Source organism: Paractinoplanes brasiliensis, assembly GCF_004362215.1.
GTDB classification, from domain to species: Bacteria; Actinomycetota; Actinomycetes; order Mycobacteriales; family Micromonosporaceae; genus Actinoplanes; species Actinoplanes brasiliensis.
The window spans coordinates 3,261,300-3,274,669 of sequence record NZ_SNWR01000001.1 but is presented as its reverse complement, the minus strand read 5'-3'; the positions used below and the strand labels follow the sequence as shown (position 1 = coordinate 3,274,669).

The following is a 13,370-nucleotide window of genomic DNA, read 5'->3' as shown; positions in this document are numbered from 1 at the left end:
CACTCAACTCGAATCGGACATCGCGGGTGACGGTGATCGCCCGGACGCGGAACTGTCGGAGCCGTGCGCCAGACTGGTTGTCATGGCGCCTCGTGGGTTTCCCTATGAAGATCTGCAGAGCTTCCTCGACGCCCTCGAGGCGGCCGGCGAGCTGCGGCGGGTGACCGTCCCGGTCGACCCGACGCTCGAGATCAGCGAGGTGGTGACCCGTACGGTCCGCGAGGGCGGCCCGGCTCTGCTGTTCGAGCGGCCGACCCGTGGCTCGATGCCGCTGGCGATCAACCTCTTCGGCACCGAGAAGCGGATGGCCATGGCCCTCGGGGTCGAAAGTCTTGACGAGGTGGGCGACCGCATCGGGGGGATGATCAAGCCGGAGCTTCCGGTCGGCTGGTCCGGTATCCGCGAGGGCATCGGCAAGGTGCTTCAGCTCAAGTCGCTGCCGCCGCGCAAGGTCAAGACGGCCCCGTGCCAAGAGGTGGTGCTCAAGGGCGACGAGGTCGATCTCGGCCTGCTGCCCGGCCTGCAGGTCTGGCCCGGTGACGGCGGCATCTTCCACAACTTCGGCCTCACCCACACCAAGCACCCCGAGACCGGCAAGCGCAACCTCGGGCTCTATCGCCTGCAGCAGCACTCGAGGAACACGCTCGGCATGCACTGGCAGATCCATAAGGACTCCACCGCCCACCACGCGGTCGCCGAGCGCCTCGGTCAGCGCCTGCCGGTGGCCATCGCGATCGGCTGCGACCCCGTGGTCAGCTATTCGGCGTCCGCGCCGCTGCCCTCCGACATCGACGAATACCTGTTCGCGGGCTTCCTGCGTGGCGAGCGGGTCGAGATGGTCGACTGCCTGACCGTCCCGCTGCAGGTGCCGGCCGAGGCCCAGATCATCCTCGAGGGCTATCTCGAGCCCGGCGAACGGCTGCCCGAGGGCCCGTTCGGCGACCACACCGGTTTCTACACCCCGGTCGAGCCGTTCCCGGTGCTGCACATCGAGTGCATGACGATGCGCAAGAAGCCGATCTACCACTCGATCATCACGTCGAAGCCGCCGCAGGAGGACCACGGCCTCGGCAAGGCGACCGAGCGCCTCTTCCGGCCGCTGCTCAAGATGCTGATCCCCGACATCGTCGACTACGACCTGCCCTCGGCCGGCGTCTTCCACAACTGCGCGATCGTCTCGATCCGCAAGCGCTACCCGAAACACGCGCAAAAGATCATGAACGCGATCTGGGGCGCCCACTCGATGTCGTTCACCAAGCTGATCGTCATCGTCGACGAGGACTGCGACGTCCACGACTACAACGAGGTCGCCTTCCGCGCGCTCGGCAACGTCGACTACAGCCGCGACCTGCTGCTCACCGAGGGCCCTGTCGACCACCTCGACCACGCGTCCTACCAGCAGTTCTGGGGCGGCAAGGCGGGCATCGACGCCACCCGTAAGCTGCCGTCGGAGGGCTACTCACGAGGCTGGCCCGAGGAAATGGTGATGTCCGGTGAGGTCAGCAGCCTGGTGGACAAGCGCTGGAAGGAGTACGGCATATGACGGCGGTCGCGGCGACGCCCGAGAAACCCGGCAAGGTCAAGGCGTTCCTGCGCCTGGTCGCCATCGAGCACTCGGTGTTCGCGCTGCCGTTCGCCTACCTGTCCGCGGCCGTGGCGCTCGACCGCCTCGGCACCGGCGTTCACTGGCTCGACCTGCTTCTCGTCACCGTGGCCATGGTCGCCGGCCGCACCTTCGCGATGGCGGCCAACCGCATCCTCGACCGCAAGATCGACGCCCTCAACCCCCGTACGCAGAACCGCGAGCTCGTCACCGGCGCGGTGTCGCTCCGTACGGCCTGGACCGGCGCCGCCGTCTCGCTGGTGGTCCTGTTCGCGGCGGCAGCCCTGCTCAATCCGCTCTGCCTCGTGCTGTCGCCGCTCGCCGTGATCCCGCTGGTGGTCTACCCGTACGCCAAGAGGTTCACGAACTTCCCGCACTACGTGCTCGCGCTGGCCCAGGCAGTGGCCCCGGTCGGCGCCTGGCTGGCGATCACCGGCACGTTCGACGGCTCGGGCCCGGCCTGGGTGCTGGGCCTCGCGGTCGGGCTCTGGATCGGCGGCTTCGACATCATCTACGCCTGCCAGGACGTCGAGGTCGACCGCAGGATCGGCGTGCACTCGACCCCGGCCCGTTTCGGCGTGCGCACGGCCCTGCACATCTCCACCGTCACCCACGTGGTGACGTTCGCGGCGTTCGTCTGGTTCGGCCAGCTCGTGGGTCTCGGGTGGCTCTGGTGGATCGGCCTGCTCCTGACCGCGGCCGCGTTCGTCTACCAGCACGTCGTCGTCACCGCGGACGACCTGTCCAAGGTCAACCGGGCGTTCTTCACCGCCAACGGCTTCGTCGGCATCGCCCTGTTCCTCTTCGCCCTGCTCGACCTGCTCCTCCTGTGACCATGGCCGGCCGGTGTGCCGTTCCCCCGGCGGCTCCGTCCGGCGAGAGCGGCCAGAACAGGGCCGAGTCGTTCCCCACTTCCGCCCGGACGGCGCGCGACTGGCGGGCACACTTGAGGCATGCGTGAACCGTGGGTCGTCGGTGTCTCGGGTGCCTCGGGCACGCCCTACGCCAGGGCGGTGCTGAGCGGGCTGCTCGACGCGGGCGAGGCGGTCGACCTGGTGATCTCGAAGGCGGCCCGGCTCACCATCCTCGACGAGACCGGCGCGACCGTCCGCGACGCCCACTGGAAGGACGACGTCGGCGCCTGGCTGGGCCGCGACCTGGGCGACCTGACGTACTGGCCGGCCGGTGACCTGGCCGCCGGACCGAGCAGCGGGTCATACCCGGCCAAGGGCATGATCGTGGTGCCGGCCAGCACGGCGGCGTGCGCGGGCATCGCCATCGGCCTGTCCAAGGATCTGCTGCAGCGCGCGGCCGAGGTCAACCTCAAGGAGCGACGGCGTACGGTCGTGGTGCCCCGGGAAACGCCGGTTACACGCAGTCACCTGGAGCACCTGATCGCCCTGCACGATGCCGGGGCGGTCGTGCTGCCGGCCAGCCCCGGTTTCTACGGCTCCGGGGCGCAGGCCACGGCGCAGCAGCTCATCGATTTCGTGGCGGGCAAGGCGCTGGACGCCATGGGTGTGGCGCACACGCTCCTGACCCGGTGGAAAGGCGAGCTGAACGCTCAGCGCAACCCGTTGGGCGGGCCGTAGCCCATGCCCGGGTTCGTCGGACCCGCGTTGCGTGGGCGGTTGGCGGCGTCGTCCTCGCGCATCTCCTCGACCACGCCGTCGCCTTCCAGCAACGCGCGGACCTCGGACTCGCGGAACCGACGATGGCCACCCGGTGTGCGAATGCTGCCGATGCGTCCGGCTGCGGCCCATCGCGTGACTGTCTTCGGGTCGACGCGGAACAGCGCGGCCACCTCGCCTGGTGTGAGCAAGCGATCTCCAGTGTCCACAGCCCCCTCCTCGCGTCGGTCATTTGGAGCGGCCGTGATCACGGTGAGTGTCGGCGTGCTCGATCGGGACGTAAAGCCATTAGAGCATTGCCCCGGAACCGAGTCCCTGGAATGCGGAAAAAGCCCTAATTGCGACAGTGATCGTTATCCTGCCGCCGAATCGTCGCTACCGGGCGTGAGTGACGTTCTGCCACCCGTTTAGGGTCATCACCATGGACTCCATCGACCTACGGCTGATCGACCTGCTACGGGACAATGCCCGCTCGTCGTATGCCGAGCTCGCACGCAAGGTCGGGCTCTCCGCGCCGGCCGTGCACGAGCGGGTGGGCAAGCTCGAGGCGGCCGGCACCATCCGCGGCTACCGCGCCGAGGTCGACCACGAGGCGCTGGGCCTGGGCGTGACCGCGCTGATCGGCATCATCGAGGACTCCGGGGCCGACACCGACGACGTGCTGGCCGCCGTGCGAGCCATGCCCGAGGTGGAGAGCTGCTACTTCATGGCCGGCGTGGAGTCGTACCAGCTGACCGTCCGGGTCGGCACGATCGCCGAGCTCGAGCAGCTCATCGTGCGCATCAACCGCACACCGGGCGTCGCCTCCACCCGTACGGCCATCGCCTTGTCCACGAAGTGGGAGAACCGTCCACAGCCCGGCATCGGGTGATTCCCGGGTTCCCGCCCGCGGGCGGCGCGCATCGGGCAGGCTGACGATCAAAGGCCGATCAGAGCACCCGTACGCCCTCAGCCGGCGCTCTGGAGGTGCGGGTCACCAGCCCGCGCCGCCAGCCCCGGATAGTCCACGACAAAGCCGTCCTCGTCGATCGACAGGTCGGCGCTGAACGTCTCGCTCGCGAACCGGACCCGGCCCTCCCCGAGCGCGGTGTAGATCTGGTCGGCCTGCACCACCTCGAGACTGGGCAGCAGCACCCAGGCCACGCTGAGCCGATGCGCGGTGCCGTCGGCGGCCGCCCGGTGCAGGCCGAGCCGGCGGATGGGCAACGTGTTGGTCAGCGGCGAGCCACCCAGGTCGACGTCGAACGCGCCGTACAGCAGATCGGGATCCTCCGTGCCGGGCAGGCCCGCGCCCGCGTGCCCGGCCGACGACAGCACCGAGTCGAGGCTGCCCCGCTCGGCCGTCGTGACCCGCCAGCGGCCGGCCGCCAGGTCGAGGCGCACACTGCGGCTCCAACCCGCGCCCTCGACGGCCACGTCGAAGAAGCCGGTGACCCACTCCGGGTCGGTGCGCAGCTCGTAACGGCAGGTGTAGGGGATCGGGTCGACCGCGAGCGCCGTGCCGCGGGCGTAAAGGCCGTCGGCGGTGTCGGCCAGCACGTGCTCGGAGCCGGCGGTGTCCTTGCGTTGCCAGAACAACGAGGAGGGCAGCATCCCTCCTGTCTACCCCCGCGGCCGCCCCGGGGAAAGCCGAACGCCCGGCACCTCCCCTGGGGAGATGCCGGGCGTCCGGTGAGTTCAGGCGCGCGTCAGTAGGAGCGCGCCGGGCGGGCAGCGCCGAAGCGGCCCGAGGGCCCCTCGCGGCGGTCGTTCCGCTGGTTGTTGTCGCGCCGGAAGCCACCGGCCCGCTCGCCGTTGCGGCCGTAGCCACGCTCGCCGCTCGGGCGGTCACTCGATCCCGACCGGTCACCGTAGCCAGGCCGGTCACCCGAGCCAGGCCGGTCACCCGAGCCGCTCCGGTAGCCGTAGCCACCCCGGTCGCCGGAACCGGCCCGGTCGCCGTATCCGCCGCGGTCGCTCGAACCGGTGCGGTCGCCGTATCCGCCGCGCTCGGGGCGGTCGCCGAACGAGCGCTGCGGACGGTCGCCGCGGGAGCGGTCGCCGTAGCCGCCACGCTCCGGCCGGTCGCCCGACGGACGGTCACCGTAGGACCGCTGCGGACGGTCACCGGCGGGCCGGTCGTCGTAGGACCGCTGCGGGCGGTCACCGTACGAGCGCTGCGGACGGTCACCACGCGGGCGGTCACCGTACGAGCCGCGCGGACGGTCGCCGAAGCGGCCCCGCGGCCGGTCGCCACGATCGCGGCGGGGCTCCGGCTCGTCGACCACGGGCACGCCGCTGGGCTCGCGGGCGCCGGTGATCTCGATCAGCTTCTCGTCGCCGTTACGCACCCGAGTCTCGGCCGGCGCGACACCGGCCTTGGACATCATGGCCTGCGTGCTGCGGCGCTGCTTGGGCAGCACCAGGGTGACGACCGCGCCCGACTCGCCGGCCCGCGCCGTGCGACCGGCCCGGTGCAGGTAGTCCTTCGGGTCCTTGGGCGGGTCGACGTGCATGACCAGCGAGATGCCGTCGACGTGGATGCCGCGGGCGGCCACGTCCGTCGCCACGAGGACGCTGGTGCGGCCCTCCTTGAACTCGGCGAGCGTACGGGTGCGGACCCGCTGGGTCTTGCCGCCGTGCAGCCCGCCGGCCCGGACGCCGACCTGCCGCAGCTGCTCGACCAGCCGGTCGACGCCCATCTGCGTACGGGCGAAGACGATCGTCTTGCCGGCCCGGTTCGCGATCGACGCGGCGATCGGGAACTTGTCGTGCGGCGGGATCAGCAGCAGGTGGTGGTCCATGGTGGACACGCTGGCCTCGGCCGGGGCGGTCGAGTGCGTCACCGGGTCGTGCATGAACCGCTTGACCAGCGCGTCGACGTCACCGTCGAGAGTGGCCGAGAAGAGCAGGCGCTGCGCCTTCTGCGGGGTCTTGGCCAGCAGCTCGGTGACCTCGGGCAGGAAGCCCATGTCGGCCATCTGGTCGGCCTCGTCGAGGACGGTGATCTCGATGTCGTCGAGCTTGCAGGCGCCGCGCTCGATCAGGTCGCCGAGCCGGCCCGGGGTGGCCACCATGACCTCGACGCCGCGACGGAGCGCGTCCATCTGACGGTCGTACGGCACGCCGCCGACGGCGGTCTTGAGGAAGACACCGACCGAGCGGCCCAGGGGCATCAGCGCGTCGGCGACCTGCATCGCCAGCTCGCGCGTCGGCACCAGGATCAGGGCCTTGGGGTGGTGCGGGCGGGCCCGGCCCCCCTGCGCGACGCGGGCCAGCAGCGGCAGGCCGAACGCCAGCGTCTTGCCGGAACCGGTCTGGCCGCGGCCGAGAACGTCGCGGCCGGACAGAGCGTCGGGCATGGTCGCGGCCTGGATCTCGAACGGCGTGGTGATGCCCTCACGGCTGAGGACGCGCACCAGCTCCTGCGGCAGGCCGAGCTCGGCGAAGGTGGGAACGGCGACCGCGGCCTCGACGGGCTCCTCGATCGCGATCGGCGCCTCGATGGCCGCTGCCGGCTGCTCGGGCGTCTCGACCGTGACGACGGTCTCCTCGACGGGTACCGCGTCGGTCTCGGCCGTTGCGGCGGCCGCGGTCTCGACGGTCACAGCGTCGGCCTCGACGTTCACGGCGTCGGTGTCGATGGCCTCGGTGTCGACGGCCTCGGTGTCGACGGCCTCGGGGGTCTGCTCATCGGTGGAACGGTCTTCGAAGACGGACGGGAACGTGCTGGGATCAGCGAAAGTGGTCAAGAGAACCTCTCTACGGGGGCGCATGCTCGCGAATGGCCCGCCGCGGCTGTCGAAAGCCGGCCGCTGTAATCCCCGCAAGAACGCCCGTGGCGTGCACCGGATGGGCACGCCGCGTCAATAACTGTCATAAGTGTACGGCGCAACGTTTTGCGCGCCGACTGCATTCCGCTCCGGTAGTGGGCAGGCTCACCGCACAAGTGACACACGGCACGACGCCCCGGACGCGCAAACCCGACCAGCTTAGGGTCACACAGCGCCACAATCCAAATTTCCCGTACGCGGCACAGCGCGCCCCTGCTACGAGAAGACCCCGCCGATCCAGTCGCTGAACGAGCTCCCGGCGGTCAGCAGGAACACGATGCTCACCGTCACCAGCAGGCCCAACACCACCAGCATGGCGATGGCGACCTTGAGGTTGCTGCGCTTGCGGTCGACGACCTCGTCGTGCCAGCCCTGGGCCAGAATGTGTCCGGTAAGCGACCCGGAATTCTCCACCGCGTTGGTGGAAACGGGCATGGTGGCGTCGATCGTCTCGTAGCCGCCGGTGCCGTACAGGGTGCCGGGTTGCATCTGCCGCGGGACTGCCGCCGTCGGCTCCGGATCGAAGCCCGGAGGGTACGCGGGGACGTCGTCGGCTCGAGCGGCCGGCGTCGCCTCCGCACCGGACGGCCGAGGCGAAGTCGCGCCGAACGGCGTGGTCCTGGCCTCCGGCCCGACGACCCCGAACGGAGTGGTGGCGGCCGGCGAGCGTCCACCGGTGGCCGGCGGCACGGTGTACGACGGCAGCCCACTCTGAATCATCGGCGGCGGTGGAACGACCGGCTGCGGCGGCCCCGGCACCGGGCTCGGACCGGGCGGCGGTGGCACCGGGCTGGGCGACGGCCCGGGCGGACCCGGGAACGGCCCGGGGACGGGCGGCACGGGCGAGGGACCCGGACCCGGCGGCACCGGTGACGGCCCTGGACCGGGCGGAACCGGGCCGGGCGGGGTCGGGCTGGGTGCGGGCGGGCTGGGCGCGGGCGGCGTCGGCGCGGGACCGGGCGGCGTCGGCGCCGGGCCGGGGGCCGGGCTCGGGAACGGACCCGGGGTGGGCGCAGGGAACGGCCCGGGTGACGGCGGGGCCGGGAACGGATCCGGCGGGCGGATCGGTTCCGGCCGGCCGGGCGCCGGGCTGGTCGGCTCGGGCCGTTCGGGCTGCGGACGCTTCGGCGGGGCCGGGACCGGCGCGGGACGCTCCGGCTCGGGCTCACCGGGCTCCGGTTCACCCGGGTGCGGGTCACCAGGCTCCGGCTTACCCGGTTCGGGCCGGCCTGGCTCCGGCTTATCCGGGTGCGGGTCGCCTGGCTTCGAGGGGTCGGGCCGATTCGGCTGCGGATCGCCGGGCTGCGGCTGACCGGGCTCCGGATCTGATGGCCGCGGATCGCCCGGCTCAGGGGTGGGCTCCCCGGCGCGCGCCGGCTTCGACCCGCTCGGCGGCGGCGTGACCCGGGCCCGAGCCATAACCGATCGGCTCTCGTGTCCAACCTCGCCCCGTGCCCCGGGGCGGACCGCGGCGGACCCCGTCGAAGCCCCCACGGCGGCCGTCCCCGATGGCCGGGCTGAGGAGGCCGTTCCGGCGGCGGACGAGGTGCCTGTTGCGGATCCGGACGTAGGAGACGGCGGATCGGACCCGGGGTTGGAAGCTACTACCGGGGCAGCGGGGGCCGCGGAGACCGGGGTGGAGGCGACGACGGTGGGCTTGACCACCTTGGCGCCGGCCTCATCGGGGGTCTTGCTGCCGTAGAGCTTGGCTTCGCCGGTGCCCCAGCCGGCCGCGCGGGCCGCGCCGACCGAGTCGGGACTGATCGAACCGGGCACGGTGGCCCGGGCCGCGCCGCTGCCCAACGTGGTCGGCAGGCGGCGGCTGACACCGTCGACCCGCTCGGGGGCCATCTCGGACGCCGGGCTGACCGGTCGCGCCGACCCGACGGCCTTCGCACCAGAGTCAGGGGCCCCCGCGGACGGTGCAGCGCCCGAGGACGCAGCGCTGGAGGGGGTGGCACCCGGGGGTGTGGCGCTGGAGGTTGGGGTGCCTGGGGTCGTGGGGCTGGGCGGGGTGGCACCCGAGGATGTCGCGCCGGACGGTGAAGTGCCTGGCGTCGACGCGCCGGACGGGGAAGCGCCCGACGTCGAGGGGCCCGCAGCCGAGGTTCGCGACGCCGATCCAGTCGCGCCGGAAGCAGGGGCGCCTGAGGTGGGAGAGCCGGAGGCCGGGCTGCCGGAGGCGGGGGCATCGAAGATGGGGCCGCCCGGGGAGCCGGGCACGGGGGCGCCCGAAGTGGGAGCGCCGCCGGGCGTGGATGCGGCGGGAAGGGAAGCGCCCGGCGCGCGGGCGGGCGAGGCCTTGACCGTGTCGGGGGCCGGCTGCTTGGCCGCCCAGAGGGCGCCCGGGGCCGGCGGTGGCGGCGGAGCGTATCCGTCCTGGTCGCCCGCCGGCGTCCGCGCAGCCGGCGGCTTCATGCCGTCGCTGTCCGGTGTCGCCTGCCGCTCGTCCATGGATCCTCCCGACCGCCGCGTGCCGACGGATTCGGTCGTCGGGCGCTGCACATAACCGTGCCATATCCGTGCGCGTCAGCACACCCGGCATCAACCGGACCAGGCCCCCGGCTCGGCACTGACCACCGGAAAGGCGAAATTCGAACACCTCGAGGTTGATCACCCGACGGGACGGGAAGACCGAAAAGGACTACGGGCGCCGGACCGGTCGTCAGGAGCCGGAAGGGGACGCCGTGCCCGCCCGGCTGCTCGCCGACTCGGCGGCGTTGGCCGAACTGGTCGAGCTCGTCGGCGACTTCGAGCCGGCGCTGGAAGAGCTGCTCGAAGAGGAACTGCTGCCTGAGGAGCTGCCGCCGGAAGAGTTGCCGCCGGAAGAGTTGCCGCCAGAGGAGTTGCCGCCGGAAGAGCTGCCGCCCGAGGAACCGCCGCCCGACGGGCTGCTCTCGCCGCCACCGTTGGACGGCGGGTTGTCCGGCGTCGGGTTGGTCGCCGGCGGGGTCGTGGCCGGTGTGGTGGCCGGTGGTGTGGTCGGCGGCGTCGTCGGCGGTGTGGTGGGCGGCGTTGTCGGCGGTGTGGTGGGCGGCGTCGTCGGGGTGGTCGGCGGCGTCGTCGGGGTCCTCGGCGGGGTCGACGGGCTCTTGGGCGGCGTCGTGGGGCTCTTCGGCGGGGTTGTCGGGATGGTCGGCAGCGTCGGCCGGGTCGGCGGGATGCCCGTCGTCGGGTCGGGGTCGGGCGCGCCCAGCTCGGGGCCGGGAACGATGCCCTCGATCGAGCCGAAGATCCGGGTGGCCTGGAACAGGCGTGACCACCGTACGGGCACCAGGCGCACGTTGAGACCGCTGCGCGGAGCCTCGACCATCATGCCGTCACCCGCGTACATGGCGACGTGGTGAATGCCCCGCCAGCTGTTGGAGGAGCTGAAGAACAGCAGGTCGCCCGGGAGCAGCGAATAGCGCGAGACCACCTTGTTGCGGGTCTGCCAGTACTGGTCGCGGGAGACCCGGGTCAGCTGGAAACCCACCGAGCGGTACGCCGCGTACATGAGCCCGGAGCAGTCGTACTCGTCCGGGCCTTCCTCGGACCAGACGTACGGGTCGCCGCGCTGGGCGAGCGCGAACCGCACCGCCTGCATGGCCCGCGCGTCCGCGCCACGGCCCGCCTCGGCGCCGGCCAGATAGCCCTGGCCGAGGGCGTTGTCGACCCCGGCCTGGGTGGCCTCGGCGGCGGCCAGCTCGTCGGCGTGCGCGAGCTCAAGGCGCTGCTGGGCGGCCTGCTTCTGGGTCAGGTTGGCGTTGATCTTGTTGTACTTCGCCTCGAGCTCGGTGTGCCGCTTGGTGCTCAGCGCCTGCTCGTCGAGCGCGAGCTGAGTGGTGACCTGGGCCAGCTCGATCTGCCGGGCGATGGCCTGCTGGGTGTCGTCGCCACGCTGCAGGCGGGCGAGGTCGCCGAGGTCGGACAGCCCGCCGAGCCCGCCGGGCGGGGCGGCGGCCGCGTCGATGATGGCCTGGGCGGCCGCCTCGGCCGCGGCGGCCTGAGCCTGCTGCAGCACCTCGGACGCCTGTTTCACCTTGAGGTCGGCCGCGGTGCGCTGGTCACGGGCCAGGTCACGATCCTGCCCGGCCTGGATCAGCTCGTCGCCCAGGGCCGCGATGGCGTTGCGGCCCTTCTCGATCTGCTGCAGGGCGGGGCTGGTGGCGGCGCCGGTCAACGTGGCGGTCGGGGTGGGGTTCGGCGTTTTCTGACCCGGGAGCATCAGCGTGCCGAGGGGCATCGGGCGGGCGCCGACGTCGGGCACGGCCACGTTGAAGGTGTCCTGCGGAGCAGCCGCCGGGTCGGCCAGGGCGGGGACGGGATGAAACAGTACGGCGATGCCGGCGGCGACAGCAGAGATCACCACAGGACGCCACCATGGGCGCGCTCTGAGTGATCGCCGGGCCCCGACTCGTGCTGTCGTCATCTGCTCCCCGTCCGCCGCGACGCAGGGCGCCGCACGCCGTTCCCCCTAAAGGCATACATCACGCTGAACATGCCTGTCGATTGATCGAAGATGAAAGAAGCCTGGGAATCGGGCGAACAGGCGCGTGACCTGCGCCTCCGGGACGAGCTGCCAAATCGGGATCGTTATCGGCGGGACGTAGGCTCGACGGCGGAGACGGCCGCGCGTGGGAAGGGTTGCGACTGATGGATGCCGGACGCAGGGGCGAGCTCGAGGCCAAGGTGTACGCGGGCGAGCGGTTGAGCCGTGCGGACGGCGAGGCGCTGTTCGCGAGCGACGACCTGGCGTGGCTCGGCCGGCTGGCCCACCACCGGCGCACCGAGCTCAACGGCGACCGGGTGCTGTTCACGACAGACCTCGACCCGGCCGGCGAGATCAATGGTGAGTCGGCGGCCGCGGCCCTCCTCCCGTACGGGGGGAACGACGACCACGGGCAGCGCCTTGATCACTTGATGCGGGTGCGTGAGCAGCAGGACGCGACCGGCGGCTTCAAGGTTCTGATCCCGCTGCTGCACCAGCCCGAGTCGCGTGATCACACCGAGACCGCCGCGCCCGCCGAGTCGCTCAAGACGTTCGCCGTGGCCCGCTTGCTGGTCGACAACGTGCCGCACGTCAAGTCGCTGTGGGCCAACCATGGCCTGTCGGTCGCCCAGCTCACGCTCAACTTCGGCGCCGACGACCTGGACGGCTCGCTCACCGACGGCATCACCGGTGACGACCTGCTCGATCTCATCTGGGACGCGGGTTTCCGGCCTGCCGAGCGCGACGCGAACTACGAGGTCGTCCGCGAGCACGACCCGGCACCGTCGCTGGCCGGACGCCGCAGCGAGCCGCAGCAGGTCTGGGCCTGAGCCGGGCGCGTAGTCTGCACATGTCATGACGGACACGAAGAGCGAGCGCCGGCCGCGCCGCGACCCCAGTGGACGCCTGGCCACCATCGGTGACCTCATCGGCACCGCCCTGGCCGGGCTGGTGACGGGCGCCGTTCTGCTGCTGATCCTCGAGGCGATCCTGTCGCTGACCCACGTCTCCGAGTTCGGCGACACCAGCGGCTGGCTGGCCATCATCCTTCCGGTGTGGCTGTTCGTCGAGGAGTTCCGGGCCGAGGGCTTCGGCGCCTCGCGAGTGGTGGTCGCGCTGCTGGGCGCCGGTTTCGCGGTGGCCGGCGGGATGACGGTGGCGGGCCTGGCCGCAAGCCAGTTCCCCACGCTGGTCAGCGGGCTGGTCGGCGCTGCCGGCTTCACCGTCGTCTATTGCCTGGTGTGGTTCTACGGCCTGCGGTGGCTGAACGACCGCGCGGGCTGAGGCTGAGAAGAGGGTGAGATGAGTCCCGCCATCAAGTACACGCTCGGGCGGGTCGGCCTGTTCGCCGTCGTCCTCGGGCTGCTGTCGTTCTTCCCGCTCAACCTGCTGGTCGCGGGCATGATCGCGATTGTTGTGTCGGCCGTCGCGTCGTACTTCCTGCTCGCCAAGTGGCGTAATGAGATGAACGAGCAACTGGTGAGCGTGGCGGCCCGCCGCTCGGCCGAAAAGGCGCGGCTGCGTGCCGCCCTGGCGGGCGACGAGGAAGCGGCCGCCGAGGGTGACCGAGTGGCGCCGGACGCCGAGGGTGATCGCGTGCCGGACGCCGAGGGCCGGCCCGCTGTGCCGGACGTAACGAAGGGCAAGCCCGCCGATCGCACGTGACGGCGTGGTGGGTTAGCGTCTGAGGGACCGCGTTCAGCGAAGCCGGTGCAAGTCCGGCGCTGTCCCGCAACTGTATGGCCCTCCGGGGCCGAGCCAGGTCGCCTGGACGACGGTCGCGAAGCAGCGCTCCCGGGGAGGGGCGCCTCGCGGACGGACCGCCCCCCGAGGCCTCGTCGGCGAAGCACCCG

General features: G+C 71.8%; 12 protein-coding genes and 1 riboswitch. Of the genes, 7 read left to right on the top strand and 5 right to left on the bottom strand.

The window, feature by feature from the left end:
* The first annotated feature begins 82 nt into the window (after positions 1 to 82).
* The 3 genes from C8E87_RS14615 (at position 83) to C8E87_RS14605 (ending at position 3,195) form a co-directional block, all read left to right on the top strand.
* Positions 83 to 1,543: a menaquinone biosynthesis decarboxylase gene (locus C8E87_RS14615; protein WP_133873609.1), complete on the top strand. Its 1,461-nt coding sequence runs from the start codon at positions 83 to 85 to the stop codon at positions 1,541 to 1,543.
* The gene (gene mqnP / locus C8E87_RS14610) at positions 1,540 to 2,436 is read left to right on the top strand and encodes a menaquinone biosynthesis prenyltransferase MqnP (protein WP_133873608.1); all 897 of its coding nucleotides are present in this window, start codon (positions 1,540 to 1,542) and stop codon (positions 2,434 to 2,436) included. Before C8E87_RS14615 ends, mqnP begins: the two co-directional genes overlap by 4 nt.
* Before the next feature lie 120 nt (positions 2,437 to 2,556).
* Positions 2,557 to 3,195, top strand: a complete 639-nt coding sequence (locus C8E87_RS14605) for a UbiX family flavin prenyltransferase (RefSeq protein WP_133873607.1) — start codon at positions 2,557 to 2,559, stop codon at positions 3,193 to 3,195.
* Here the strand turns inward: C8E87_RS14605 and C8E87_RS14600 are convergent.
* Complete coding sequence (locus C8E87_RS14600) at positions 3,168 to 3,443, bottom strand: BldC family transcriptional regulator (protein WP_030442123.1); 276 nt, start codon at positions 3,441 to 3,443, stop codon at positions 3,168 to 3,170. The two genes, C8E87_RS14605 and C8E87_RS14600, sit on opposite strands and share 28 nt — an antisense overlap.
* A 212-nt stretch (positions 3,444 to 3,655) precedes the next feature.
* On the opposite strand from C8E87_RS14600, the gene C8E87_RS14595 reads away from it, so the two are divergent.
* On the top strand, positions 3,656 to 4,105 hold the full coding sequence (locus C8E87_RS14595) for an Lrp/AsnC family transcriptional regulator (RefSeq protein ID WP_133873606.1): 450 nt from the start codon (positions 3,656 to 3,658) through the stop codon (positions 4,103 to 4,105).
* A 77-nt stretch (positions 4,106 to 4,182) separates the two neighbouring features.
* Here the strand turns inward: C8E87_RS14595 and C8E87_RS14590 are convergent, their stop codons facing one another.
* The 4 genes from C8E87_RS14590 to C8E87_RS43690 all read right to left on the bottom strand — a co-directional run bounded on the left by C8E87_RS14590 (position 4,183) and on the right by C8E87_RS43690 (position 11,397).
* On the bottom strand, positions 4,183 to 4,827 hold the full coding sequence (locus C8E87_RS14590) for a putative glycolipid-binding domain-containing protein (RefSeq protein ID WP_203720750.1): 645 nt from the start codon (positions 4,825 to 4,827) through the stop codon (positions 4,183 to 4,185).
* Between the two features lie 95 nt (positions 4,828 to 4,922).
* A complete protein-coding gene (locus C8E87_RS14585) occupies positions 4,923 to 6,965 on the bottom strand; it encodes a DEAD/DEAH box helicase (protein WP_243755149.1) in 2,043 nt (680 codons plus the stop codon).
* A 297-nt stretch (positions 6,966 to 7,262) separates the two neighbouring features.
* On the bottom strand, positions 7,263 to 7,766 hold the full coding sequence (locus C8E87_RS43695; RefSeq protein WP_166661165.1) for a hypothetical protein: 504 nt from the start codon (positions 7,764 to 7,766) through the stop codon (positions 7,263 to 7,265).
* A gap of 1,945 nt (positions 7,767 to 9,711) precedes the next feature.
* Positions 9,712 to 11,397: a C40 family peptidase gene (locus C8E87_RS43690; protein WP_239080362.1), complete on the bottom strand. Its 1,686-nt coding sequence runs from the start codon at positions 11,395 to 11,397 to the stop codon at positions 9,712 to 9,714.
* 284 nt (positions 11,398 to 11,681) lie between these two features.
* On the opposite strand from C8E87_RS43690, the gene C8E87_RS14570 reads away from it, so the two are divergent.
* From C8E87_RS14570 to C8E87_RS14560, 3 genes are read left to right on the top strand one after another with little or no spacing between them, the layout of a single operon-like run.
* Complete coding sequence (locus C8E87_RS14570; protein WP_133873604.1) at positions 11,682 to 12,347, top strand: hypothetical protein; 666 nt, start codon at positions 11,682 to 11,684, stop codon at positions 12,345 to 12,347.
* A gap of 25 nt (positions 12,348 to 12,372) precedes the next feature.
* A complete protein-coding gene (locus C8E87_RS14565) occupies positions 12,373 to 12,801 on the top strand; it encodes a hypothetical protein (protein WP_133873603.1) in 429 nt (142 codons plus the stop codon).
* Positions 12,802 to 12,819: 18 nt separating this feature from the next.
* Positions 12,820 to 13,182 (top strand): DUF4229 domain-containing protein, encoded by a 363-nt coding sequence (locus C8E87_RS14560; protein WP_133873602.1) that lies wholly within the window; start codon positions 12,820 to 12,822, stop codon positions 13,180 to 13,182.
* Between the two features lie 41 nt (positions 13,183 to 13,223).
* A riboswitch (cobalamin riboswitch) is annotated at positions 13,224 to 13,280 on the top strand.
* The last annotated feature ends 90 nt before the right edge of the window (positions 13,281 to 13,370 follow it).